Here is a 3,223-nt window from a genome sequence, read left to right as displayed (position 1 = left end):
TTCGGGCCAGACCAAGGCGCGACGAGGGCGCGGTGCAGGCACCGTAACCGAGGAGCAACGCAGGGCTGGCTCGAAAGACACCGGCTCTCCCTTCCCCGCGCTTCAGCGCCTCTTCCCCACATCACCTTCCCTCCATTCTACTAGTGAATTCTGGAGGTTGGTATTAGTAGACAAACGGAAGACTTCTTGCTTCCCCTCCGCCCGACACCTTTCCTCCACCATGGCCCAGACAGCCCTCATCACCGGTGCCTCCAGTGGCATCGGAAAAGAACTCGCTCAAATCCACGCCGAACGCGGGGGCGATCTCATCCTGGTCGCTCGCCGGGAAGACAAACTCTTGGAACTCCAAAGCCAGCTCGAATCAGAACACTCCACCCGGGTCAGACTCTTCCCCATGGACCTGACCGAACCCTCCGCTCCCGGAACCCTTTTCCAAGCCCTCCAGACCGAATCCATCGGGGTGGACTTCCTCATCAACAACGCCGGCTTTGGTGGACTCGGGCTCTTCCATGAACGCCCCTGGGCTCAAGACCTCGCCATGATCCAACTGAACATCGTGGCCCTGACCGAACTCTGCCGCCTCTTTCTCCCCGTCTTTCTCGAACGTGGAGAGGGCCGCATCCTCAATGTCTCCTCCACCGCTAGCCTGCCCCCGGGAGGGCCCCTGCAAGCGGTCTACTTTGCGACCAAGCACTACGTGACCGCCCTCAGCTACGGACTGGCCGGCGAATTATCGGGCAGCCCCGTCACCGTGACCAACTTGCAACCCGGGGCTACCGCCACCGAATTCGCAAGCGCCGCCCACATGGAAGACTCCGCCCTCTTCTCCCAAGCCGCTTCCGCCCGCTCCGTAGCCCAGGATGGCTACCAAGGCCTGCTCGCAGGAAAACTAGCCGTCGTGACCGGACTGACCACCTCCCAGAAGTTTCTCATGACCGCCATGCCCTTCCTCCCCAAAAAATTTGTGCTCCAGCAGATCAAAAAAATGCAGGAACTCCCGTCCTAGCGCCTGGCCACTCTCGAACGGCCAGGAACCGCTTTCCTCTCCCCATGCTGCCTCAAGAAATCATCGCGAAAAAGCGGGATCGCCAAGAGCTGACCCGGGCCGAGATTGAGGAATTCGTGACCGGCGTGGTCCGGGGCACCTTCACTGACTACCAAGCAGCCGCCCTCCTGATGGCCGTGGTCCTCAACGGCATGTCGACCAGCGAAACCGCCTGGTTGACCGAAGCCATGATGCGCTCGGGGAGAGTGATCGAACACCCTGAAATCACGCGACCCAAAGTCGACAAGCATTCCACCGGAGGCGTGGGCGACAAAGTCTCCCTCATCCTGGCTCCCTTGGCCGCAGCCTGCGGGCTCTGCGTGCCCATGATGAGCGGTCGTGGACTGGGCCACACCGGCGGCACACTCGACAAACTGGAGGCCATTCCGGGCTTCTCTGTCCAACTCGAAGAACCCGCCTACCGCGCGCAACTGCAAACCATCCACCACGCCATCATCGGACAATCCGAAGACATGGTCCCGGCCGATCGCCAGCTCTACTCCCTGCGCGACGTCACCGCCACCATCGAAAGCATTCCCCTCATCTGCTCCAGCATCTTGAGCAAAAAACTGGCCGAAGGCATCGATGCCCTGGTCCTGGATGTGAAATGCGGAAACGGAGCCTTCATGGAAACCGAAGCCGGCGCGCGCGAGCTAGCGGCCGCCCTCGTCTCCATCAGCCAAGCTACCGGGAAACCGACGACCGCCCTCATCACCCGCATGGAGCAGCCCCTAGGACGAACCGTCGGCAATGCCCTCGAAGTGGCCGAGGCCATCGAATGCCTTCAAGGCCAAGGCCCAGCCGACCTCATGGAAGTGACCACTTCTCTGGTAGCCGAAATGTTGCGCCTCGGCGGGCTGCTCCCCGAAACCGAACCCGCGGAGGAACTCATTCGAGCCCAGCTGCAAAATGGCGCCGCCCTCCAGGCCTTTCGCGCTCTCCTGCAGGCCCAAGGCGGAGACCCCAGAGTGTGCGACCAACCCTCCCTCCTTCCCCAAGCCGCGCATCGCGAAGCGCTCTCCTACCAAGGCAGCGAACCCGCCTACGTCACCGCGCTCCACGCCCGGCGGGTCGGCGAAGCCGCCCGCCTCCTGGGAGCCGGCCGGGCCCAGGCAGACGCCGTCATCGACCTGGCGGTCGGCGTCGTCCTCGCCAAGAAAATCGGAGCGCCCGTCACCCCCGGGGAAACCCTCGCCACCCTCCACTACAATGACGCCACCGCGCTCTCGGAAGCACGGGATCGGCTAGGCAGCGCCTACGCCTTTGCCACCGAGCCACCGCTCGAACAAGAACTCCTCATTGATCGGATCGAAGCTCGCTGACCGCCTCCTGCCCAAACTCCACCCCTCGCCAGCCTGCCACCATGATAGAGGACCACTCCGCACACCCCTTGGTGCAGCATCACCTCACCCTCCTGCGGGACACCCAGACGCCGACCTCCCCATTCCGCCACGCCACCGCGGCCTTGACCCAGATACTGGTAGCCGAAGCAGCCAAAACGCTCTCGCTCCGAACCTTCGAAGTCGCCAGCCCACTGGAAACCACCTCAGGGGCCGAAATCGCTGGCCCGGTCGTCTTCGTGCCGATCTTGCGAGCGGGCCTCGGCATGCTGGACGCCGCCCTGTCCACGATACCTCACAGCAGCGTCGGTTACATCGGGATGGAGCGAGACGAAGAAACCGCCGTCGCCAATTGCTACTACGCCAAAATGCCAGACCTCTCCGCCGCGCGCCAAGTCTACCTCATCGACCCCATGTTGGCCACCGGGGGGTCCGCCATCCAGTGCATCGGGCAACTGAAAGAGCGCGGGGCCACCACCATCTCCATGATCTGCATCATCGCCGCACCTGAAGGAATCGAATGCCTCCAACAAGCCCACCCTGACGTCCGCATCGTGGCCGGCAAAGTGGATCGCCAATTGAACCACCAAAAATACATCCTCCCAGGCCTGGGCGATTTCGGAGACCGCCTCTTCCAAACCTAATACCAAGCTGCAGAATTGGCTGGTAGAATGGCCGAGTGGATTTCGGGCCAGACCAAGGCGCGACGAGGGCGCGGTGCAGGCACCGTAACCGAGGAGCAACGCAGGGCTGGCTCGAAATCCGCTCGGCCATTCTACCAGCCAATTCTGCAGCTTGGTATTAGGTTTGGAAGAGGCGGTCTCCGAAATCGCCCAGG

General features: G+C 62.6%; 3 protein-coding genes. All 3 read left to right on the top strand.

Translation table 11 applies throughout. The annotated features are described in order from the left end of the window. The first annotated feature begins 220 nt into the window (after positions 1 to 220). The 3 genes from AAF555_12240 to upp are packed head-to-tail and all read left to right on the top strand — an operon-like array spanning position 221 to position 3,029. Positions 221 to 1,006, top strand: coding sequence for an SDR family oxidoreductase (locus AAF555_12240; protein MEM6912335.1), 786 nt, complete (start codon positions 221 to 223; stop codon positions 1,004 to 1,006). A 44-nt stretch (positions 1,007 to 1,050) separates the two neighbouring features. Further along, positions 1,051 to 2,367, top strand: coding sequence for a thymidine phosphorylase (locus AAF555_12235; protein ID MEM6912334.1), 1,317 nt, complete (start codon positions 1,051 to 1,053; stop codon positions 2,365 to 2,367). A gap of 41 nt (positions 2,368 to 2,408) precedes the next feature. Next, positions 2,409 to 3,029, top strand: coding sequence for a uracil phosphoribosyltransferase (gene upp, locus AAF555_12230; protein MEM6912333.1), 621 nt, complete (start codon positions 2,409 to 2,411; stop codon positions 3,027 to 3,029). Positions 3,030 to 3,223 lie beyond the last annotated feature (194 nt).

The organism is Verrucomicrobiota bacterium (assembly GCA_039027815.1).
Taxonomy (GTDB): domain Bacteria; phylum Verrucomicrobiota; class Verrucomicrobiia; order Verrucomicrobiales; family JBCCJK01; genus JBCCJK01.
This window is presented reverse-complemented; position numbering and strand designations above follow the sequence as displayed.